At 62.4% G+C, this 19,498-nt stretch carries 21 protein-coding genes; 6 read left to right on the forward strand and 15 right to left on the reverse strand.

What is annotated here, in order from left to right; genetic code table 11:
* Positions 1-107: 107 nt before the first annotated feature.
* Genes AB4Y81_RS02080 through AB4Y81_RS02090 form a run of 3 tightly spaced genes read left to right on the forward strand, consistent with a single transcriptional unit; the run spans position 108 to position 3,262 of the window.
* Positions 108-1,427: a CpaF family protein gene (locus tag AB4Y81_RS02080; RefSeq protein WP_441995415.1), complete on the forward strand. Its 1,320-nt coding sequence runs from the start codon at positions 108-110 to the stop codon at positions 1,425-1,427.
* A 2-nt stretch (positions 1,428-1,429) separates the two neighbouring features.
* On the forward strand, positions 1,430-2,371 hold the full coding sequence (locus AB4Y81_RS02085; RefSeq protein ID WP_441995008.1) for a type II secretion system F family protein: 942 nt from the start codon (positions 1,430-1,432) through the stop codon (positions 2,369-2,371).
* 12 nt (positions 2,372-2,383) lie between these two features.
* Positions 2,384-3,262, forward strand: coding sequence for a type II secretion system F family protein (locus tag AB4Y81_RS02090; protein WP_441995009.1), 879 nt, complete (start codon positions 2,384-2,386; stop codon positions 3,260-3,262).
* A 138-nt stretch (positions 3,263-3,400) separates the two neighbouring features.
* Here AB4Y81_RS02090 and AB4Y81_RS02095 read toward each other — a convergent pair whose 3' ends face one another.
* From AB4Y81_RS02095 to AB4Y81_RS02130, 8 genes are all read right to left on the reverse strand, one after another.
* A complete protein-coding gene (locus AB4Y81_RS02095) occupies positions 3,401-4,291 on the reverse strand; it encodes a tRNA pseudouridine synthase A (protein ID WP_441995011.1) in 891 nt (296 codons plus the stop codon).
* 32 nt (positions 4,292-4,323) lie between these two features.
* Complete coding sequence (gene rplQ, locus AB4Y81_RS02100; RefSeq protein ID WP_026267001.1) at positions 4,324-4,896, reverse strand: 50S ribosomal protein L17; 573 nt, start codon at positions 4,894-4,896, stop codon at positions 4,324-4,326.
* Positions 4,897-4,962: 66 nt separating this feature from the next.
* Positions 4,963-5,973 (reverse strand): DNA-directed RNA polymerase subunit alpha, encoded by a 1,011-nt coding sequence (locus AB4Y81_RS02105; RefSeq protein ID WP_011775567.1) that lies wholly within the window; start codon positions 5,971-5,973, stop codon positions 4,963-4,965.
* A 146-nt stretch (positions 5,974-6,119) separates the two neighbouring features.
* Complete coding sequence (gene rpsK, locus AB4Y81_RS02110; protein ID WP_014922380.1) at positions 6,120-6,521, reverse strand: 30S ribosomal protein S11; 402 nt, start codon at positions 6,519-6,521, stop codon at positions 6,120-6,122.
* A gap of 51 nt (positions 6,522-6,572) precedes the next feature.
* Positions 6,573-6,950, reverse strand: coding sequence for a 30S ribosomal protein S13 (gene rpsM / locus AB4Y81_RS02115; RefSeq protein WP_011775569.1), 378 nt, complete (start codon positions 6,948-6,950; stop codon positions 6,573-6,575).
* A gap of 196 nt (positions 6,951-7,146) precedes the next feature.
* On the reverse strand, positions 7,147-7,260 hold the full coding sequence (gene rpmJ, locus AB4Y81_RS02120) for a 50S ribosomal protein L36 (protein ID WP_011775570.1): 114 nt from the start codon (positions 7,258-7,260) through the stop codon (positions 7,147-7,149).
* Positions 7,261-7,332: 72 nt separating this feature from the next.
* Complete coding sequence (gene infA, locus AB4Y81_RS02125) at positions 7,333-7,554, reverse strand: translation initiation factor IF-1 (RefSeq protein WP_011775571.1); 222 nt, start codon at positions 7,552-7,554, stop codon at positions 7,333-7,335.
* 196 nt (positions 7,555-7,750) lie between these two features.
* Positions 7,751-8,764, reverse strand: a complete 1,014-nt coding sequence (locus tag AB4Y81_RS02130; RefSeq protein WP_441995015.1) for a P1 family peptidase — start codon at positions 8,762-8,764, stop codon at positions 7,751-7,753.
* Positions 8,765-9,003: 239 nt separating this feature from the next.
* On the opposite strand from AB4Y81_RS02130, the gene AB4Y81_RS02135 reads away from it, so the two are divergent.
* The 3 genes from AB4Y81_RS02135 to AB4Y81_RS02145 are packed head-to-tail and all read left to right on the forward strand — an operon-like array spanning position 9,004 to position 12,231.
* Positions 9,004-9,918: a carbohydrate ABC transporter permease gene (locus tag AB4Y81_RS02135; RefSeq protein WP_416428376.1), complete on the forward strand. Its 915-nt coding sequence runs from the start codon at positions 9,004-9,006 to the stop codon at positions 9,916-9,918.
* The gene (locus AB4Y81_RS02140; RefSeq protein WP_441995018.1) at positions 9,915-10,835 is read left to right on the forward strand and encodes a carbohydrate ABC transporter permease; all 921 of its coding nucleotides are present in this window, start codon (positions 9,915-9,917) and stop codon (positions 10,833-10,835) included. The genes AB4Y81_RS02135 and AB4Y81_RS02140 overlap by 4 nt, the downstream gene beginning before the upstream one ends.
* A gap of 49 nt (positions 10,836-10,884) precedes the next feature.
* Positions 10,885-12,231: an ABC transporter substrate-binding protein gene (locus AB4Y81_RS02145; protein ID WP_441995019.1), complete on the forward strand. Its 1,347-nt coding sequence runs from the start codon at positions 10,885-10,887 to the stop codon at positions 12,229-12,231.
* Between the two features lie 63 nt (positions 12,232-12,294).
* Here the strand turns inward: AB4Y81_RS02145 and map are convergent, their stop codons facing one another.
* From map to AB4Y81_RS02180, 7 genes are all read right to left on the reverse strand, one after another.
* Positions 12,295-13,122 carry a type I methionyl aminopeptidase gene (gene map, locus AB4Y81_RS02150; protein WP_018776668.1) on the reverse strand — a complete coding sequence of 276 codons (828 nt, stop codon included), beginning with the start codon at positions 13,120-13,122 and terminating at the stop codon, positions 12,295-12,297.
* A 33-nt stretch (positions 13,123-13,155) separates the two neighbouring features.
* Positions 13,156-14,067, reverse strand: a complete 912-nt coding sequence (locus tag AB4Y81_RS02155; RefSeq protein WP_416428381.1) for an NAD-dependent epimerase/dehydratase family protein — start codon at positions 14,065-14,067, stop codon at positions 13,156-13,158.
* Positions 14,064-15,785 (reverse strand): AMP-binding protein, encoded by a 1,722-nt coding sequence (locus AB4Y81_RS02160; RefSeq protein ID WP_441995021.1) that lies wholly within the window; start codon positions 15,783-15,785, stop codon positions 14,064-14,066. Before AB4Y81_RS02160 ends, AB4Y81_RS02155 begins: the two co-directional genes overlap by 4 nt.
* Positions 15,778-16,899 carry a cytochrome P450 gene (locus tag AB4Y81_RS02165; RefSeq protein WP_441995023.1) on the reverse strand — a complete coding sequence of 374 codons (1,122 nt, stop codon included), beginning with the start codon at positions 16,897-16,899 and terminating at the stop codon, positions 15,778-15,780. The genes AB4Y81_RS02160 and AB4Y81_RS02165 overlap by 8 nt, the downstream gene beginning before the upstream one ends.
* A 77-nt stretch (positions 16,900-16,976) precedes the next feature.
* Positions 16,977-17,708, reverse strand: a complete 732-nt coding sequence (locus AB4Y81_RS02170; protein ID WP_018776672.1) for a glycosyltransferase family A protein — start codon at positions 17,706-17,708, stop codon at positions 16,977-16,979.
* 62 nt (positions 17,709-17,770) lie between these two features.
* The gene (locus AB4Y81_RS02175; protein WP_055971671.1) at positions 17,771-18,814 is read right to left on the reverse strand and encodes a 3-oxoacyl-ACP synthase III family protein; all 1,044 of its coding nucleotides are present in this window, start codon (positions 18,812-18,814) and stop codon (positions 17,771-17,773) included.
* A 110-nt stretch (positions 18,815-18,924) separates the two neighbouring features.
* Positions 18,925-19,494 carry an adenylate kinase gene (locus AB4Y81_RS02180; protein ID WP_018776674.1) on the reverse strand — a complete coding sequence of 190 codons (570 nt, stop codon included), beginning with the start codon at positions 19,492-19,494 and terminating at the stop codon, positions 18,925-18,927.
* Positions 19,495-19,498: the final 4 nt, after the last annotated feature.

A 19,498-nucleotide genomic window follows, 5' to 3' on the forward strand; every position in this document is an offset into this window, starting at 1 on the left:
GGCTTTCTAAAAACAATCCGCTTTCCACCGGCGCCCCGGGTGATTCGCAGCCGCCGGCGGTGGTCGCCGGGGCCGACTGGGCGGCCCGTCCCTCAGCCTCAACTCCGATGTTGGGCGGTGCCCCAACGGCCCCGGTCGTGGATGCGTTGGCGGGACTCAAGAAACGTGCCGCAGCTTCCCTCTTTGAACGCATAGGAAGCCGGTTGAGCGACGCTTCATCTTCGGAAGAAGACCTCCGTTCCTTCGCCGTGGAGGAACTTTCAGCGGTTATCGACGACGAGCAAGTACCCCTTACCCCGGAGGAACGGCGTCGACTCATCCGGGAGATATCCGACGAAGTGATGGGCTACGGCCCTCTTCAGAGGCTGTTGGAGGACCCCTCCGTGACGGAAGTCATGGTGAACAGGTTCGATCAGATCTACGTGGAGCGTCACGGTCATCTGGCTCTCACTGAACTCCAGTTCAGCTCGGATGATCACCTGCGGAAGGTAATCGAACGAATCGTTTCCAAGGTTGGACGCCGCATCGATGAGTCTTCGCCGTTGGTGGATGCCAGGCTGGAAGACGGATCGCGTGTCAACGCGATCATCCCTCCCCTGGCGGTCAACGGACCCTCCCTGACCATCAGGAAATTCAGCCATGTTCCGTTGACTGTTCGCAACCTGATCGACTGGGGATCGATGAGCCCTGAGATGGCAGAGCTGCTGAGTGCGTGCGTCCGGGCCCGGCTCAATGTCATCGTCTCTGGTGGCACGGGCACCGGCAAGACCACGCTGCTCAACGTGCTGTCGTCCTTCATCCCCGAATCGGACCGCATCGTCACGATCGAGGATGCGGTCGAACTGCAGTTGCAGCAGCGACATGTGGTCCGGTTAGAGAGCCGGCCACCGAACATCGAAGGCAAGGGTGCCATCACCATTCGGGACCTGGTTCGGAACTCCCTTCGTATGCGTCCGGACCGGATCATCGTGGGAGAGGTTCGCGGGGGTGAGTCCCTGGACATGCTTCAGGCCATGAACACCGGCCACGATGGATCGCTGTCCACCGTGCATGCCAACTCTCCCCGCGACGCCATCGCCCGTCTGGAGACGCTGGTGCTCATGGCTGGAATGGATCTTCCGCTTCGGGCGATCCGGGAACAAGCGTCATCGGCAGTGGATCTCATTGTTCAGGTCACCCGCCTGCGCGATGGAAGTCGCCGTATTACCCACGTCACTGAGGTGCAGGGCATGGAAGGAGACGTCGTGACTTTGCAGGATGTCTTCCTCTTCGACTACTCAGCCGGCTTGGACGCGCAAGGCCGGTTCTTGGGCAAGGCCATCCCGACCGGCATTCGTCCTCGTTTCCTGGATCGCTTTGCTGAACTTGGGATCCAGGTATCGCCCGCGGCCTTCGGCGTCGTCCCCATGCCCACAGGGAGGCGGTAGCCGTGGAATCACCAGGATTATTTATCCTCGCCGTCGTTCTCTGCGTGGTTTCCCTCTTCATTCTGGTCGTGATCGTCCTGAAACCGCGCCGCGACAGTATTCCCCTTGAGCGGCGTCGCTTGGAAACTTCAAGCGATACTTCAGCCGTAGGCCTGGTCTCCGAAACTGCGGTGCGCTTCATGGACACGGCACTGGGACGCTCGGGCGGACCGTTCAATCGGGAGGTTCTTTACCTCGCCGGAGTCAAACAAGCTCCTGCAGACTTCATGGTCATGGTTGTCGCCGGTGCAGTAGTAACTGCAGTCCTGGGCAGCCTTGTCTTCAACGTCTTCGTGGGTATTCTCTTGGCCCTATCGGTGCCGTTCCTGGCGAAATTGGTGCTGGCTACCAAAACGCAGAAACGACGCGCCAAATTCGAAGGGCAACTGAACGACACCATTCAGATGTTGATCGGAGGGCTTAGGGTGGGGCACGGCATCATGCGGTCCCTGCAAGCCGCGGGCCAAGAATCCCAGGCTCCGACATCAGAAGAGCTAAGCCGCATCGTCAACGAAGTAAGGGTCGGCAAAGACGCACGCCAGGCGATAGAGGACTGCGCTGCGCGGATGGACAGCGAAGATTTCCGTTGGATTGGCCAAGCTATCCAGATCAACCGTGAAGTGGGCGGGGACTTGGCCGAGGTTCTGGAGCAGGTTGAAGGAACCATCCGTGAACGCAGCGAGATCAAGGGGCACGTGCGCGCTTTGAGCGCTGAAGGAAAGATGTCAGCCGTGGTTCTGATGATCCTCCCTGTGGCAGTAGGGATCTTCATGTCAGCACTAAATCCCGGGTACCTGAAACTCTTCACCGGCCACCCCCTTGGGATTGCCCTGATAGTTCTCAGCGTGATCCTGTTCGCCGTCGGAGGCTTGTGGATGAGCCGCACCGTGAAGATCAAGTTCTAGGAGAGAAAGCTCATGACTCCCTCTGCATGGCTGATTATCGCCCTTATCGTTCTTCCACTGGCCTATTTTGCCTGGTCATTGCTCAGCATTGACCGGAAGGGCATTGTTGCCATTCAGGACAACCTCGGTTCCGGCTTCACTCAAAGTGGCAGTGCGAGTCTTCGGCGCCCACCGCTCCTTCTGGGTGTTGCCAGGAAGCTGACTCCTGGAAGCTACGAGGCCAAGCTGGATCACTGGCTTGCCCTGGCTGGGCGCCCGATGTCGATGCCCCTGCCTAAGCTCATGTCTCTGAAGCCGGCCCTGGCACTGGCCGGAGCAGTCGGCGGCGTCTTCCTGTTTCTCCTCAGCCCCGGTCCAGGAATGGTCGGTCTTGGCCTCTTCCTGACCATCTTTCTGTACTTCCTTCCCGATCTCTTGATTTACAACACAGGGATCAAACGGCAGGAGGCCATCAAACTTGAGTTTCCGAATACTCTCGATCAAATGCTGATTTCGGTCGAGGCCGGCCTCGGGTTCGAATCGGCCATGGAACGGGCGTCCGTACAAGGGGCCGGTCCCCTGGCCCAGGAGCTGATGCGCACTCTGCAAGACATCCAGGTGGGACGCCCACGGCAGGAGTCCTATGATGCCCTGGCCGAACGATGCGCCGTCCCGGACATCCGTAGCTTCGTCCTTGCAGTGATCCAAGCCGACAAATACGGGATCGGCATCGCCAACGTGCTTCGAGCACAGGCCAAGAAAGCACGCGTCAGGCGACGGCAGAGCGCCGAAGAGCGGGCGATGAAGCTCCCCGTCAAGGTGCTCTTCCCCTTGCTGTTCTGCATCTTCCCGGTGCTGTTCATAGTCCTTCTGGGTCCCGCGGCCATCAGGATCATCCAGGCTTTTGGCTGATTATGTCCTGCGGGAAATAGACCGGCAATTCGCGGATCCCAGACCACGGAGTGCCACAACGGCCCCCTTCCGGTACCCAGAGCCGGGAGGGGGTCCTCCAACGTCCGGGCTAACAACATCCGGGCGACGACAGGAAGGCTACTCCCGCCGGGCCCGCGTCAATTCAGCCCTGGCGAGCAGCTCACTGTCCGACGGGTAGGCCACTTCTTCGAGGACCAACGGATGAGGCGCGGCGAGCACCGACTTGGCATCGCGTCGGCGCTCCAACAGCCGCGAGTGCAGCCATTCAGGAGTTTCCAGCCCCTCCCCCACCCGCAGAGCCGAACCAACCAACGAACGCACCATGTTGTGGCAGAAAGCGTCAGCCTGAACGGTAGCCACGATGACGCCGTCGCTTCCGCGATCAAACGAGAACTTCTGCAGCTCACGGATGGTGGTGGCACCTTCCCGGGGTTTGCAGTAGGAACGAAAATCCTGGAGCCCCAACAAGGACCGGGAACCCTGGTTCATCAAGGCAACATCCAAGGGCGCCTTGTGCCACAGCGTGATCATACGAAGCACCGGGTCCCATCTCCCCGGACCGTCTGCAATCCGGTAACTGTACCTGCGCCACAACGCCGAGAAGCGCGCGTCGAAACCCTCCGGCGCCAGACCGGCGTCGTGCACTTCCACTGCACCGGTGAGGTCGCCGAGGATCCGGCTCAAGGCTCCGCGGAGGCGTCGCAAAAGGGCGACGGCGGGATCAAGTTCGTGGCCACGCGGCAGTGAGAGCCACTCGGCTTCGGTGACATCGAGATGTACTACCTGGCCGCGGGCGTGGACGCCGGCATCGGTGCGGCCGGCAACAGTAACGCGGACGGGTCGTTGCAACAACAGCGCCAGTGCTTCTTCCAAAGAACCCTGCACGGTACGCAGCCCCGGCTGCAATGCCCAGCCGCTGAACGGGCCGCCGTCGTACGAAAGATCCAGCCGGACACGCAAAAACCCGCCGCCCCCCATAACGGGGGCAGCGGGTTTTCGTTCGTTCATAGACTTAAGTCTACTGTGAAGAATTCAGTGAATTACTTCTTGTCCTCAGCGGCCGGAGCCTCTTCGGTTTCAGCAGCTTCAGCTTCCGGAGCCTCTTCGGTCTCAGCAACTTCAGCGGCAGGAGCCTCTTCAGACTCAGCAGCTTCGGTTTCGACGGCTTCGGTCTCTACGACCTCTTCCTCGGCAGCCGGAGCAGCCTTGGCAGCAGCAGCGGTTGCTTCAGCAACAACGGCCTGCTTCGGGGAAACCGGCTCGAGAACGAGCTCGATGACAGCCATGGGAGCGTTGTCGCCCTTGCGGTTGCCGATCTTGGTGATGCGGGTGTAGCCACCATCGCGGTTGGCAACGGCGCCGGCGATGTCGGTGAACAGCTCGTGGACAACGCCCTTGTCGCTGATCAGGCCGAGAACGCGGCGGCGGGAAGCGAGGTCGCCACGCTTGGCGAAGGTGACCAGACGCTCTGCGTACGGCTTGAGGCGCTTGGCCTTGGTGACCGTGGTGGTGATGCGCTTGTGCTCAAACAGAGCAGCTGCCAGGTTCGCGAGCATCAGACGCTCGTGAGCCGGGCCGCCTCCGAGGCGCGGACCCTTAGTGGGGGTAGGCATAGTTATTTCTCCTGTTGTGTAAGCCGGTCAGGTCCATCGCTGGACCCGGCGGCCAAGATCTGCTGTTTAGAGCTCGTCGTCGCTGAACGCGGCGTCGTCCTCTTCGATGGCTGCGGCGCGGGCTGCGAGATCGAAACCGGGAGGGGAGTCCTTGAGGGACAGACCCAGTTCGACGAGCTTTGCCTTGACCTCGTCGATGGACTTCGCACCGAAGTTACGGATGTCCATCAGGTCAGCCTCGGAGCGGGCAACGAGTTCACCCACGGTGTGGATGCCCTCACGCTTGAGGCAGTTGTAGGAACGGACGGTGAGGTCCAGATCCTCGATCGGCAGAGCCATGTCGGCTGCCAGGGCAGCGTCCGTCGGCGACGGGCCAATCTCGATACCTTCAGCTGCGGTGTTCAGCTCACGAGCCAGACCGAACAGTTCCACCAGGGTGGTGCCTGCGGAAGCAACAGCATCGCGGGGAGCGATTGCCTGCTTGGTCTCGACGTCGACAATGAGCTTGTCGAAGTCGGTGCGCTGCTCAACACGGGTAGCTTCCACGCGGAAAGTTACCTTCATGACCGGCGAGTAGATCGAGTCAACCGGAATACGGCCGATCTCGGAGTCGCCGGACTTGTTCTGAGCTGCCGAAACGTAGCCACGGCCGCGCTCGATGGTCAGTTCGAGTTCGAACTTGCCCTTCGAGTTCAGAGTGGCAATGTGCAGATCCGGGTTGTGGAATTCGACGCCGGCCGGCGGAGCGATGTCCGCGGCGGTGACGACTCCGGGGCCCTGCTTGCGCAGGTATGCAACAACCGGCTCATCGTGCTCGGAGGAAACCGAAAGGTTCTTGATGTTCAGGATGATCTCAGTGACATCTTCCTTGACACCGGGAACCGTGGTGAACTCGTGCAGCACGCCATCGATCCGGATGCTGGTTACAGCGGCACCGGGGATGGAGGAGAGCAGGGTACGGCGGAGGGAGTTTCCGAGGGTGTAACCGAAGCCCGGCTCCAGCGGTTCAATGATGAAACGGGAGCGGTTCTCGGATACAACTTCTTCAGACAGGGTGGGGCGCTGTGCAATGAGCACTTAGGTTTCCTTTCGGCGAGCATCCGCTATATGACGCAACACAGGTGGTGGAAATCGGCTTCGGTTTCCAGCCTGACCAGCCGGGCCATGCTGATGGAAGGAAAACTTCCATAGCAGGCCCGGCCAGTCAGGCAGGGAAGACCTAATTAGACGCGGCGGCGCTTCGGGGGGCGGCAACCGTTGTGGGCGCTGGGGGTGACATCCTGGATGGAGCCAACCTCGAGGCCAGCGGCCTGAAGTGAACGGATTGCGGTTTCGCGTCCGGATCCCGGTCCCTTGACGAAGACGTCAACCTTGCGCAGACCGTGCTCCTGGGCGCGCTTTGCAGCAGCTTCGGCAGCCATCTGGGCAGCGAACGGGGTGGACTTACGGGAGCCCTTGAAGCCAACCTCACCGGCGGAAGCCCATGAGATAACAGCACCGTTCGGGTCCGTGATGGACACGATGGTGTTGTTAAAGGTGCTCTTGATGTGCGCCTGGCCAAGCGCAATATTCTTCTTATCCTTGCGACGCGGCTTACGAACCGCTCCACGAGTCTTCGGGGGCATTGTTTCTCCTACAGAAAGTTATCGGGGGAAAACCAGGTCAATCCCGAGGGATTAACGTCCGGCCTTCTTCTTGCCGGCGACGGTGCGCTTCGGGCCCTTGCGGGTACGAGCGTTGGTCTTCGTACGCTGTCCGCGTACGGGCAGGCCCTTGCGGTGGCGCAGGCCTTCGTAGCTGCCGATCTCAACCTTGCGGCGGATGTCAGCGGCTACCTCGCGGCGAAGGTCACCCTCAACCTTGTAGTTGCCTTCAATGTAGTCACGCAGCTGAACCAGTTCGGCGTCAGTCAGGTCCTTGACGCGAACGTCAGCGCTGATGCCGGTGGCAGCCAGGGTTTCGTGTGCACGGGTCTTGCCCACGCCGTAGATGTAAGTAAGCGCAATTTCCAACCGCTTTTCGCGGGGAATGTCTACGCCAGCGAGACGAGCCATAGTGGCGGTACTCCTTGAATAAACCGGAGGTCGTAGGCAGTACACCCGCACGTTCCGTGCGGCCCCAGCCTCCGACCGGGGGTTCGCTGACCAGGCTCTGTAATGCAGTCCTGGCACAGCTTGTGCTGCCTTTATTTACTTGCGTGGGCTAGCAACCCAGGTTTGCCCTTGCGGGCGCTGATTCCCGGAAGGGGAATTAGCCCTGGCGCTGCTTGTGGCGCGGGTTCTCGCAGATCACCATGACCCGGCCGTTACGGCGGATCACTTTGCACTTGTCGCAGATCTGCTTGACGCTCGGCTTGACCTTCATGGCGTTCCTTTGCGTGTTTTGCAGTTGATCTGCTGGAGCGGCTTGGGCACTATTGCCCTGCCGCCCAGCAATTTACTTGTAGCGGTAGACGATACGACCACGTGTGAGGTCGTATGGGCTCAGCTCCACCACTACCCGGTCCTCTGGGAGAATCCTGATGTAGTGCTGACGCATCTTCCCAGAGATGTGTGCGAGAACGACGTGCTTGTTGGTGAGCTCAACGCGAAACATCGCATTGGGCAGCGCCTCAGTCACAACGCCCTCGATCTCAATGACCCCGTCCTTCTTGGCCATATCCTCCGCTAACTGTTGTTTGCCACCGTCCTCCGATGAGGCACCGAAGATCCAGCGGACGTTTTTTTGTTTGCTTGACCGCCTTGGAACCACGACACCAAAAAGGGCGCGGCTGCACAGACAACCAACAAATAACTCTACGCCAATCAGGCTGGAAAGTTAAATCCGACCATGGTAGCGCACGTGTCCCCCGCCGTCACTCCCCCGCTTGGCGATAAGCCGGGAAGTGACCGGCCGCCGTCGTGATGCTTTCGGCCGCCAGGACGCCGTCCAGAATGGCCAACCGGACCGCCTCGGCCGCCGCGCTTTGGAGGGTGATCAGCGATACCTGCCGCGCTTGTTCGGTGCTGCGGTCAAGAGCGATGGCGCCTGTGGCCAGGGCGAAAATGGTGTCACCGTCCGCGAGGGTGTGGGAAGGATCCAGGGCCCGCGCCAGCCCGGCATGCCCGGACGAGGCAGTCCGCTTGCACTCAGCCACATCCAGCACCGCATTAGTAGCGATCACCACGAGCGTGGTGTTGAGTCCCTGGGGTTCGACCCGCGCTGGCTTATCCTCGGCCTGCGGGATTGGAGCCCGGCCGCGCGCGTCTATGGGAGGAACGACCGAGCGCGCAGAGGGCTGCAGGTCCGCAGGACCAAACTGGGGCGAACCCAGCGCGTTAACCACCGCCAGCGCACCTACGATCACGCCGCCGTCGAGAGTGATCGAGGAGCTGCCCACACCGCCTTTGTACTGTCCGCGGGCAACAACGGCACCGGTCCCCGCGCCGACGTTTCCACGTTCGACGGCGGCATGGTCGCCTGAGGCGAACGCTGCCGCAGCTGCCCGGTAACCCATGTCGGCATCGGGTCGGGCGCGCACGTCGCCACCGCGCCCGAGGTCGAAGATGGCAGCAGCGGGAACGATCGGCACGACAGTTCCAGGGACGGCGAAGCCGCGGCCCTGTTCCTCACACCAGAGTTGGGCACCCGTGGCCGAAGCCAAACCGAAAGCACTGCCGCCGGTCAAGACCACGGCATCGACCGTGGACACCAAGGTGGTTGGGTCCAGTGCGTCGGTCTCGTGTGTGCCAGGGCCCCCGCCGCGGACGTCAATGGAACCCACGGTTCCCGGTGGCGGAAGGAGGACTGTTACGCCGCTCAGCCACCCGCCGTCGTTCTTCTGCATGTGCCCAACCCGGATACCCGGGACATCGGTGATCGCCGTCATGGGTCCATTCTCCACCCCCGGGCCGGTCATGAAACGGGAGTCGAACCTCAAATACGAACTCGTGAGTAACGCCCGGTAAACGGGTCCGGAAGTGTAAGACAACTCTCGCTACGAAGGACCGTTTTGGCCCGGGCACGCGGCGTCAATGTGGTGAGCTAGGCCTGTCTTCGCCGCCCCTGGCAGGGAGCAGGCGCCCCGCATTCCGCCGAAACCGTGAGTAATACATGAATGTCCCTTTGATGAACAACAGCACCGCCGTGCCCGCAAGACGACGCTGGTCCGGTCGCAGCCGCAAGGACTTTGTGGTGTTCCTTGCCATGGCCTTGCCCAACCTGATCCTGATCGGCACGTTTACCTACTGGCCCCTGATCAACAACATCTACTACTCCACACTGGACTGGACCTTGGGCTCGGCCTCGGCCACCGTTGTCGGGCTGCAGAACTACGTCACGTTCTTCACCAGTGAGGATGCGTCCAAGGTCCTCGGAACCACGGCCATCTTCACGGTGTTCACCGTAGGCGGCTCCATGATCCTTGGCCTACTGGTGGCCCTCGCGCTCAATTCGAAAGTCCGTGGAACCACCTTCGCCCGGTCAGCGGTGTTCGCGCCCTACGTACTCTCCGGAGTGGGCGTCGGCCTGGTGTGGCTGTTCATCTTCGATCCCGGTTACGGAGTGCTGGCCTGGATCCTGCGCGCACTCGGGCAACAGAGCCCGCAATGGATCAACGATCCGCAGCTGTCCCTGGTGATGGTCATCATCGTCTACGTGTGGAAGAACCTGGGCTACTGCGCCGTGGTTTTCCTGGCAGGGTTGCAGTCCCTTCCCCGCGACGTGATGGAGGCCGCGGCACTGGATGGTGCCAACAGTTTCCGGCGGTTCTTCAACATCTCTTTGCCGCTGCTCTCCCCCACCACGTTCTTCCTGCTCATCACCACCATGCTCAGCTCCTTGCAGGCCTTCGACCTCATCCGCATCATGACCCCTCTGGGCAACGGCACCAGCACGCTGATCTACGAGGCGTACCTGCAGGCCTTCGGGGCATACAACCGGGCAGGCTATTCGGCCGCAATTTCGGTGATCCTCTTCGCCATCCTGCTGGTCATCACCGTCCTCCAACTGCGGTTCGTTGAGCGAAAGGTCCACTATTCATGAGCGCCCCTGCACCCGTCATCGTGCGTGAAGAACCCCAACAGACTGCTTCACCGGAGGGTCCGCCCGCCAGGACCAACCCCCTGTCCAGGTCCAATCTCCTCCAGACCGTGGCCACCGGCTATGTTCCCCTGATCGTCGCAACGCTGGTGGTCTTCCTGCCGCTGCTGTGGATGCTCCTGAGTTCCTTCAAGCAACCCGGCGAAATCGTCACCATGGACCTTCGGATCCTTCCCCAGTCACTGAACCTGCAGAACTACGTCACGGCCATGACCACCGTTCCGTTCGCACAGTTCTTCGCCAACAGCCTGATCGTCACCATCGTGGGCTCGTCGGTCAAAGTGGTTCTGGCAATCCTCACCGCCTATGCCTTGGTGTTCGTGCGCTTCCCGTTCAAAAACGTGATCTTCGTGCTGATTCTTGTGGCCCTTATGGTCCCCGCCCAGGTGTCGATCCTGCCCAACTACATCCTGATCGCCGGCATGGGCGGAAAGAACACCCTGTGGGGCATCATCCTTCCCGGGCTCGGCACGGCGTTCGGCACGTTCCTCCTGCGCCAGCACTTCCTGACGCTGCCGCCGTCGATCCTTGAAGCGGCGGAGATTGACGGCGCCGGACACTGGCGCAGGCTGTGGCAGATCATCGTTCCCGTGTCGGTCCCGTCGATCGCCACAGTGGCGCTGGTGACCGTGGTCAGCGAATGGAACGACTACATCTGGCCCCTCATCATCACGGACCGGCCCGAAACCATGACGCTTCCGGTAGGACTGACCCTCCTCCAGAACTCCGAAGGCAACGGAGCCGGCTGGGGAATCCTCATGGCCGGCGCGGTACTGGTGATCGTCCCCATCCTGCTGGTCTTCGCAGCACTCCAGCGCTACATCGTTGCCGGTCTGACCCAAGGCAGTGTCACCGGTTGATTCTCCACCACACCATTCGCATCAAAGTCAGTAATTGAGAGGAAGCATCATGCGCACCAACCTTGACCGCCGCCATTTCCTGGGATTGGCAGGCCTCGGAGCCGGAGCAGCGGCCCTCGCCGCATGCGGCGGACCGTCGACGGCGGGCACGGCAGACGCCGTCGACACCGCCACTATCGACTTCAGTGGCGTCAAGCCGGCCGCCTCCATCGACTTCTGGACGAACCACCCCGGCAAGTCGCAGGATGTGGAAAAGGCGATCATCGAGAAGTTCCACGCCAAATTCCCCGATATCAAGGTCAACCTGGTCACCGCGGGCGCCAACTATGAAGAGATCGCGCAGAAGTTCCAGACGTCCCAGGCAGCCAAAGCCGGTCTGCCCGGGCTGGTTGTGCTCTCCGACGTTTGGTGGTTCCGCTACTTCTCCAACGGCAGCATCATCCCCATCGATGGCCTGGTGAAGCAGCTGGACATCAAGATCGACGATTTCCAGAAATCGCTGGTCGACGACTACAAGTACGACAACAAGCAATGGGCCCTTCCGTACGGCCGTTCCACCCCCTTGTTCTACTACAACAAGGACCACTTCAAGGCAGCAGGCCTGCCGGACCGCGCACCGGCCACGTGGCAGGAGTTCGCTGAGTGGGCTCCCAAGCTCAAGGCGACCTCCGGAGCGCAGTACGCCTACATCTACCCGGCCCTGGCGGGCTATGCCGGGTGGACGCTGCAGAACAACCTGTGGGGTTGGGGCGGTGCCTGGTCCAAAGGCTGGGACATCACCTGCGACTCCAAGGAATCCGTGGCCGCGCTTCAGTGGGCCCAGGACTCCATCTACAAGGATGGCTGGGCCGGTGTTTCATCCAAGGAGGCCGCAGACGACTTTGCCGCCGGAATCACCTCGTCCACCATTTCTTCCACGGGTTCGCTCCTGGGGGTCCTGAAAGCAGCCAAGTTCAACGTGGGTGTCGGGTTCCTTCCCGGCGGTCCCGAGGTCCCGAGCAGCGTCTGCCCTACCGGCGGTGCGGGTCTCGGCATTCCCAGCGGCATCACCAAGGAGGAGCAGCTGGCCGCGGCAACCTTCCTTAAATTCATGACCGAGCCGGAGAACACTGCCGCGTTTTCAGCCGCCACCGGCTACATGCCTACCAGGCTCTCGGCAGACATGTCCTCTGTTCTCGCGGCCACTCCGCAGATCAAGACAGCCATGGACCAGCTCGCTGCTACCAAGGTCCAGGACAACGCCCGCGTGTTCCTGCCGGGCGCCGATCAGGAAATGGCCAAGTCAGCAGCCAAAATCCTCACGCAGCAGGGCGATGTCCAAGCGACCATGACCGAGCTGAAGAAGACGCTTGAGGGCATCTACACCAAGGACGTCAAGCCGAAGCTGAAGTCCTGACCCCTCTGGAAAGAACAAAAGAGCGCGGCTACTTCGGTAGCCGCGCTCTTCCTTTTGGAGCAGTTACGGGATGGGGACAGGCACGACGCCGAGGGGCGCCAATTGCTCTGCGCCTCCATCGGGGGCGGACAGCACCCAGATGCCCTTTTCATGCACTGCTACGGAGTGCTCCCACTGGCAGGAACGCTTGCCGTCAGTGGTGACCACGGTCCAGTCGTCGTCGAGGGTGGCCGTTTCGATGTCGCCGCGAACCAGCATTGGCTCAATCGCAAGGCACAAGCCCGGGCGGATCTTCGGACCACGGTGGCTGGTCCGGTAGTTCAGGACATCAGGTGCCATGTGCATTTCGGAACCGATGCCATGGCCGACGTAGTCCTCCAGGATGCCCAGCGGCTTGCCCGGGACCGAGGAGACGTAGTCATCGATGGCGTTTCCGATGTCTCCCACGAACTTGCCCTTGGCCAAGGCAGCGATACCCCGCCACATGGCGGCCTCGGTGACGTCCGACAGCCGCTGGTCCTCGGGATCCGCGGTGCCCACGATGACCGTCCGCGCCGAGTCGGAGTGCCAGCCATCCACGATGCAGCCGCCGTCGATGGAGATGATGTCTCCGTCTTGGAGGACGCGTCCACCGGGGATGCCGTGGACCACTTCCTCGTTGACGGAGGCGCAGATGGTCGCCGGGAACCCGTGGTATCCGAGGAAGTTGGACTTGGCTCCTGCGTCATTGAGGACTGCTGCAAAGACGTCGTCCAGGTCCTTGGTGGTGACGCCGGGCTTGGCAGCCGCAACGGCAGCGTCCAGTGCCCTGCTCAGGACAAGCCCGGCCTGCTGCATCGTACGCATCTGCTCGTTGTTCTTATATTCAATGCGGGGCTGACCGAACGCCATGTTCTCCTCTGGAAGGTTTGCTGTTGGGACCGATCAGGCCCCGTGCTCCAACCATTTTCCCGCATCGGAGACCGTGGTCGAAATTGGCTCGATTCCCAGCTCGTCCCGCAGCCGGTCCAAACGGTACGTCCGCTGCTTTCCTACCTGGCTGACGGCGTAGCGGGTCAGCTTCGGAGCACGGCCCGTAGCCCGCGAAGCTGCTTCCGAAACGGCCGCGAGCGCCATGGCCGCGGGCTCCGGAAGGTAGGTGACGGGGACGTCGCTGCGTCCTGAAACATCGAGTACCTGCCGCAATACAGCCCCCAGCTCCACAGGCTGGGCATCCCCCACGTTCACCGCACCGCGCACCGTCGACTGGCAGGCGGCCAGGACGGCCCGTGTCAGGTTGTCTACATGGGTCAGTTGATGTTTCACCCCGGGGTGCCCGATGCTGAGCAGCCGCCCTGCACGAATGTTGCTGACGAGGCGGGGCAACAGCGTCCGGTCACCCGGGCCGTACACGGCGTGGGGACGCAGTGCCACGGCATCGCCGTGTTTCCTGGCTTCGACGTCGGCGAGCGCCTTGCTGCGTCCATAGGCATTCAGGTGTCGCGCAGCAACCTCATCTTCGGGGCGATCCACGCATGGTTCCCACCACGGATAGACGCTGGAGCTTGAGATATGGACCAGGCGTGTCCCGGCGAAAGCTTCGGCGACCGCCCTTGTCCCCTCGACGTTTGCCCGGTGAAAAACGGCAGCGTCTCCCCAGTCGGCCACGTGGGCACCGGCGTGGACAACCGCATCCACGTGCGGAAGCCGGGCAGGCGGCAGCCCCGCCAGGTCCCAGTACTCCAAGCCCTCTCCCTGGCGGCGGGCATAGCGGACGACGTCCCAGCCACGGGCTTCAGCCGCATCCGCCACGGCTCCTCCAACGAACCCCGTCGCGCCTGTCACTGCAATCCTCATGTGGCCTCCCCGGGGTCCCGGCGTACGGCAAACATCCCGCGCAGGGCCACCCGGTCCGGCTTCCTGTGCCTGCCGGAGGATGGGATGGATTCCAGGACTTCGATATGGTCCGGAAGGGCGGACTCGTCGATGAGCATGGGCAGTTCCCTGGCCAGCCGGGACTTCAGCTCAACAGCGGATTGGTCCGGTTCAGGGACCACCGCCAGCCATACCGCCTCGTCTCCGATAGTGTCCGGTACCCCCACCATGACTGCAGTCCGGACCCCTTGCACAGCTGCGATGACCGGCTCATACAACGCGGGGTAGATGTTTGTCTTACCCCGGATGATCATGTCCTTCTTGCGTCCGATCATGACCAGCCTGGACGCACCGGTTCCTCCGTGGTCCAGCCGGACGAGGTCGCCAGTGGCGTGCTCCACCATGGGGTCCTCGCCCAAGTAGCCACGGCACATGTTCGGCCCACGGGCGAACAGCTCGTGGTCGGCTGCTATGCGGATCCCGACGGCGGGCAGCGGCTCCCCGAGGAAGTCGCCCTCACCGCTGCCATCGGGCGCAGTGAACCCGGCTTCGGCGCCGGACGCGAAGGCCAGTTTCTCCCGGCCATCGGCAATGGCGATGGGCAGCACCTCGGTCATGCCGTAGATGAGTTTGAACCCGACCCCGGGCAGGAGCTTCATTGCCCGTTCAAGGAAGGGAGCAAGGATGGGGGCGGCCCCCAGCATCACTGTTCTCAGTGTCGCGGGCAGAGTGACGGAACCGTCTTCGATGGCGTCCAGGATGGGCGCCAGTTGGGAGGGCACCAGGAAAAGGTGCGTGGCGGCGTCGTACGACGTTTCTTTGCCGGTCACGGCACCCAACTCGCCGGCCAGGCGAAGCGGGTTAATGTGAGCCGAGAAACCATAACCGGGCATCGTCCAGTGGGCGCCGGCGATCAAGGCCGGAAGGCCCATCATGAGCTGCTCGGAGTGGATCCGGTCCCCCTCACCGAAGCTGCAACGCGTCGATAATTGCCCGAAACCTGCGGCCAGGGAACCCCTCGTGTGGATGACCCCTTTGGGTGAGCCGGTGGTACCGGAGGTGAAGATGATCACCGCTTCCTGTTCGGTCACCGTTTCTGTGGGTCTGGCGGACTCTTGCCCCTGCGGGAGTGTTGCCGCAAGCCCTTTTACCGGCGAAGCGCCGCGGGGGACGCCGGGGAGCCACGGCCCGGAGTAGTAGTGGCGGACATCCATGGCCCCGTAGTCAGGGAGCAGCAGGCCGCGGCCGCGTGCGATGGGACGGAGCGGGCTCCTGGCGCTGACGGCATACAGGAGTGACTCCGACGCGGCCCAGCGCGGCGCAGCGAGTTCTGCCCGGTCCCGGAAGAGCGAAGGCCCTATGCCGGGATCGATGAACACCACGGAGCCGCCCGCCCTGACGGCTCCAAGTGCCAGAATGAACGCTTCGGGACTGGGACGGACCGAGAAGAGCATCCGCTCCCCTGTCCCGAATCCGTCATCCTGCAAACGCCGGGCCGTGGCCTCAATGCCATCCACCAACTCGCGGTACGTGATGGTACGACCGGGCCGGACGCCGTCGTTTCTCCGCCGTGCCCACGGTGGCCGGCTTTTGCTTGGTGCCGTGATGGCGGGACGGTCCGGAACACGGTCCGCCACGGCATAGACGGCGGTGATCAGATCCTCTGCCATCAGGGGTAGGCCGGGTGTCTCGTCAGGCATGGGCCAACTCCAACTTCCGATACCCGGGAATCAGCACTCCCCTGCTGACCTGGCGGGCAGCGATCAACCACGGCCGCTGGGCGTACATGTCCAGGAGCAGCTCGAGCGTCTTGTTGATTTCCGCCATGGCTAGCGGCATGCCGATACAGAAATGCGGTCCGGCACCGAACCACAGTTGACGTGCCTGCTGTGGTGTTGCCTGTGCCGGATCAAATCCACCCAGGCTCTTGGCGGCGTGGATGGTTGAGAGCAGGATCCTGTCCCCGGCGAAGACCTTTGTACCGCCTATGTATCCATCAACCACTGCGTCCCGCAGCATCATGGGCGAAGGAACCGTAAAGCGCAGGGCCTCGTTGACGGCGGCCGGAACAACGGACCTGTCCGCGGCCAGTTCACTGAGCCGTCCACTGTCAGCAAGCAACGCCACCAGCCTTGGCACAAACGACACCAGCGTCTCGGTGCCCACCATCACGAACGCACTGATGATGCCCATGGCTTCGTCCTCTGCCATACCGAGCTCACGCAGTCTGCCGGGGAAGGTATCCGGGTCGCTTACCCTGTACGCCGTCCGGACCGGTCCAGCCAAAACCGCGACGGCGGATTTTCCTTTGGCCACTTGGCCCGCCGTCAGCGTCGGCCGGCCCAGGCGGACAAGCGACGAGATGGAGGAGCCGAGGTCGAAAAGCTCCCTGTCCGCCAACCTCCCCGGGGCATCGTCGGGAACCCCCAGCAGGCGCGAGATGACCCCGCCGGCCAGTTCTTTGACGCAGTCCACCAGATCCACGCGGCCGTTCGCGTCCAAATCACCGTGCAGGCGCGCCTTCAGAGCTGCCGCTGCCGGTTCCACGATGCCCTCCACGGAGCGGGGAGTGAAAAGGTCACCCAGGCGCCGCCGCAGCAGCCTGTGTTCCTCACCATCCATGTTCACCAAGGCCTTGGGCCCCACAACGGGGGTCCACAGCGCACCCGAGCCTGATGGGCCGTTCTTGACGTAGGCGTCCTGGCTCATCAGCACCTCCCGAACCAGTCCCGCTTCGCTGACCAGCACACCGAGTCCCGGGATGCGAACCACAGGACCCATGGCACCCAGGCCGCGGATCACGGGATACAACACGGGGTGGGCTCCCAGATGGACGCGGCGCTCCCAAAGTTCCGCCGTACACTGCGGGTTGATTGCTGCAAGGCTCCGCATCACCGGATATCCACGTGTTCGGGGCGGTACCGGTGGTCCGCGTACCAGGCGAGAGTGTTCTTCAGCCCCCACGCTTTGACCCGTCGGGAGGAACCGAACACCACAACATCGCGTCGAAGGGCGTAGTTGCGCGTCAATTTACGCACCCGGTTGGACAAGGCGCGGTCCTCATGGAGATCTTCGATCCTGGTCCTGGGGAAACCCCCTGAGCGGTGATACATGTCTGCGGTGATGGCCATGTTGCAACCAGGAAGCATCTGGTACGGACCCAAGTATCCCTCGCCCTTGTTTCCCGGGCGGATCCGACCGAAGAACGACGCCACCTCGACGGCCAACAACATCATGATCCGCTCACGGGCAGTTATGCCCTCGTCCTCCCTGGGATTCAGCTGTCCGGCAACCAGCTCCAGGCCGTCATCGAATGCAGCCATGATCCGCTCTGTCCAGTCCGGTGCGGCCAGGCAATCGGCATCGGTGCGGGCCAGCCAGCGCGCACCGTGCTCCACGCCGAAACGCATGCCGGTATCAGCTGCAGCGCCCGTGCCCTTCTCGCTGTCGTGAACCAACCGGATATCCATCCCCGGGTGCGCTGACGCGAACTCAGTCACGATGGCGCAGCTGAGATCCGTGGAGCCGTTGTCCACCACCACTACCGTGAAATCCTGAAACGTCTGCGCCGCCAGCGAATCCAGTGCCTGCCGTACCAGCTTCTCTTCATTGAGCATCGGCATGGCCACGCATAAGGACTTTGTGGAAGCCGTACTCGCAAGCCTGTTGCGCACCTCTTGCGGGCTCACAGCCGCACCACCGCCATTCCCAGGCTCACGCCGCCGCCCAAACCGACCAATGCCACCAGGTCCCCGGGTCCGGCCCTGCCACTGTCCACGGCAAGCTTCAGTTGCAATGGAAGGCTGACGGAGGCGAGGTTGCCGAAGTCCTCAACGGAATGAACCAGCAGTTCCGCAGGCACACCGGCACCTTCGGCGAATATTTGCCGGTACGGTGCGCTGACCTGGTGTACGCAGACGACAGCGAAGTCCGTCCACGCGAGGTGCATCTCCGCGAGAGTCGCATCAAGGATGTCGGAGCCGAGGTCCAAGAACGCATCCTTGAGCTTTTCCCCGTCCATGTTGAAGTAGCTGGCCTCTGGATCACGGGGGAAGGCCGACCCTCCCGCCGCCAAGGTACCCACGGACCAATGGCTGCTTCGCGCGGTGAAGCCCATGGCCAGGATTCCGGCCGCCCCGTCTGCAGCTGCGGCGGGATCAACCGCGGCCTCCAGCAACACTGCTGCGCCGCCGTCGCTCATGGTGTACCCGGGGAAGCTGGAGGCGAACGTCGGGAAGTCCGGCACCGACCACCGCACCGCCCGGGAAGGCGACTCCCCCGTGACCACCAGAACCCTCCCATAGCGCCCTCCGGCGATCAGAGCGTCGGCAACCTCCATACCGTTGAGGAAACTGTTGCAGGCGTTCTTGACGTCCATCACAGGGCATGAAAGTCCCAGTTTCGCTGCCACCATGTGTCCCGTAGCGGGTTCAACCATGTCCTGGCTGGCAGAGGCAAAGACCAGCAGGTCCACGTCAGGCGCCTGCAATCCGCATTCCGCCAGGACCTTGGCAGCGGCGTTGGCGGCCAGATCCGACGCCTGCTCCGTCGGGGACATGACACTCCTGGAGCGGATTCCCGTGACCCGGCCAATCAGACCCGTCGGCACGCGGAAGCCAGGGCTGGATTCGGCAATGCGGCGTTCGACGGCGGCCGTATCCAGTCGCGTCGGTGGCAGGTAGACCTCAAGCCCCGAAATCCGGCTACGTCCTGACAGAGCTGTCTGCATGCGCTTCCCCCAAGAATGTGCCGCTTCAACGAAAAAGGGTGTGTCCCGCACCCATGGTACGGGACACACCCTTCACTCCAGCTCCGGTTCCCCAGCTATGTGGAAAAACGCTAGACAGCCTTGGCCGACTCGATGGCTGTGAGCACGCGGTCGGTAACTTCATCGATACCGCCGATGCCATCCACCTGAGTAAGGATGCCGCGCTCAGCGTACTTGGCCACAACGGCTTCGGTCTGCTCGTGGTAGAGGTCAAGACGGTGACGGATCACGGCCTCGTTGTCGTCCGAACGTCCCGTTTCCTTTGCACGGCCCAGGAGGCGTGCAACCAGTTCTTCGTCATCCGCGGTCAGCTGGAGCACGACGTCGAGCTCCTGCTCACCCTCAGCGAGGATCTGGTCGAGGTAGTCAACCTGCGCGGTGGTGCGCGGGTAGCCGTCGAGCAGGAAGCCGTTCTCGACATCGCTCTGGCTCAGTCGATCGCGAACCATGTTGTTCGTGACGCTGTCCGGAACGAAGTCACCAGCGTCCATGTACTTCTTGGCTTCGATACCCAAGGGCGTTTCACCCTTGACGTTGGCACGGAAGATGTCGCCGGTGGAGATGGCGACTACGCCGAGGCGCTCCGAAATCCGCTCAGCCTGCGTACCCTTACCCGAACCGGGAGGTCCAATGATCAGCATTCTC

This window comes from Paenarthrobacter sp. TAF1, assembly GCF_052113825.1.
GTDB classification, from domain to species: domain Bacteria; phylum Actinomycetota; class Actinomycetes; order Actinomycetales; family Micrococcaceae; genus Arthrobacter; species Arthrobacter nicotinovorans.

What these genes read in the sequence shown, in the direction of transcription:
- AB4Y81_RS02080 (WP_441995415.1), top strand. Translation starts at nt 108, where the DNA reads ATGTTGGGCGGTGCCCCAACGGCCCCGGTCGTGGATGCGTTGGCGGGA.
- AB4Y81_RS02090 (WP_441995009.1), top strand. Translation starts at nt 2,384, where the DNA reads ATGACTCCCTCTGCATGGCTGATTATCGCCCTTATCGTTCTTCCACTG.
- AB4Y81_RS02095 (WP_441995011.1), bottom strand. Translation starts at nt 4,291, where the DNA reads ATGAACGAACGAAAACCCGCTGCCCCCGTTATGGGGGGCGGCGGGTTT.
- rplQ (WP_026267001.1), bottom strand. Translation starts at nt 4,896, where the DNA reads ATGCCTACCCCCACTAAGGGTCCGCGCCTCGGAGGCGGCCCGGCTCAC.
- rpsK (WP_014922380.1), bottom strand. Translation starts at nt 6,521, where the DNA reads ATGCCCCCGAAGACTCGTGGAGCGGTTCGTAAGCCGCGTCGCAAGGAT.
- rpsM (WP_011775569.1), bottom strand. Translation starts at nt 6,950, where the DNA reads ATGGCTCGTCTCGCTGGCGTAGACATTCCCCGCGAAAAGCGGTTGGAA.
- rpmJ (WP_011775570.1), bottom strand. Translation starts at nt 7,260, where the DNA reads ATGAAGGTCAAGCCGAGCGTCAAGCAGATCTGCGACAAGTGCAAAGTG.
- infA (WP_011775571.1), bottom strand. Translation starts at nt 7,554, where the DNA reads ATGGCCAAGAAGGACGGGGTCATTGAGATCGAGGGCGTTGTGACTGAG.
- AB4Y81_RS02130 (WP_441995015.1), bottom strand. Translation starts at nt 8,764, where the DNA reads ATGACGGCGATCACCGATGTCCCGGGTATCCGGGTTGGGCACATGCAG.
- AB4Y81_RS02135 (WP_416428376.1), top strand. Translation starts at nt 9,004, where the DNA reads ATGAACAACAGCACCGCCGTGCCCGCAAGACGACGCTGGTCCGGTCGC.
- AB4Y81_RS02140 (WP_441995018.1), top strand. Translation starts at nt 9,915, where the DNA reads ATGAGCGCCCCTGCACCCGTCATCGTGCGTGAAGAACCCCAACAGACT.
- AB4Y81_RS02145 (WP_441995019.1), top strand. Translation starts at nt 10,885, where the DNA reads ATGCGCACCAACCTTGACCGCCGCCATTTCCTGGGATTGGCAGGCCTC.
- map (WP_018776668.1), bottom strand. Translation starts at nt 13,122, where the DNA reads ATGGCGTTCGGTCAGCCCCGCATTGAATATAAGAACAACGAGCAGATG.
- AB4Y81_RS02155 (WP_416428381.1), bottom strand. Translation starts at nt 14,067, where the DNA reads ATGAGGATTGCAGTGACAGGCGCGACGGGGTTCGTTGGAGGAGCCGTG.
- AB4Y81_RS02160 (WP_441995021.1), bottom strand. Translation starts at nt 15,785, where the DNA reads ATGCCTGACGAGACACCCGGCCTACCCCTGATGGCAGAGGATCTGATC.
- AB4Y81_RS02170 (WP_018776672.1), bottom strand. Translation starts at nt 17,708, where the DNA reads ATGCCGATGCTCAATGAAGAGAAGCTGGTACGGCAGGCACTGGATTCG.
- AB4Y81_RS02175 (WP_055971671.1), bottom strand. Translation starts at nt 18,814, where the DNA reads ATGCAGACAGCTCTGTCAGGACGTAGCCGGATTTCGGGGCTTGAGGTC.
- AB4Y81_RS02180 (WP_018776674.1), bottom strand. Translation starts at nt 19,494, where the DNA reads ATGCTGATCATTGGACCTCCCGGTTCGGGTAAGGGTACGCAGGCTGAG.